This window comes from Roseomonas sp. KE2513, from assembly GCF_016107305.1.
Lineage (GTDB): Bacteria > Pseudomonadota > Alphaproteobacteria > Acetobacterales > Acetobacteraceae > Roseomonas.
On record NZ_RCVR01000206.1, the window covers coordinates 1 to 305 of the forward strand.

Annotated in this window: 1 protein-coding gene; it reads left to right on the top strand. The window is 66.9% G+C overall.

From position 1 onward, the window contains the following. A partial coding sequence (locus tag D9599_RS30970; protein ID WP_198385169.1) for a transposase occupies positions 1–305 on the top strand: 305 nt, incomplete at both ends.

Below are 305 nucleotides of genomic sequence, written 5' to 3' on the forward strand. Positions count from 1 at the left end.
TCCGCTTCGTGGTGACCAGCTTCGCCCGAGGCAGTGCCGAATGGATCTATGACAGCCTCTACTGCGCCAGGGGCCAGGCGGAGAACCTCATCAAGCTGCACAAGGCCCAGCTCGCCTCCGACCGTACCTCCTGCCGGTCGCCCCTGGCCAACCAGATCCGCCTCATTCTGCACACGGCCGCCTACTGGCTGATGCTGACCCTCCGCGACCGCATCCCCAAGCCGCACCCGCTGGCCAGTGCCGAGTTCGCCACCCTCCGCCTGCACCTGCTGAAGATTGCCGGCCGCGTCATCGAGACCGCCAGT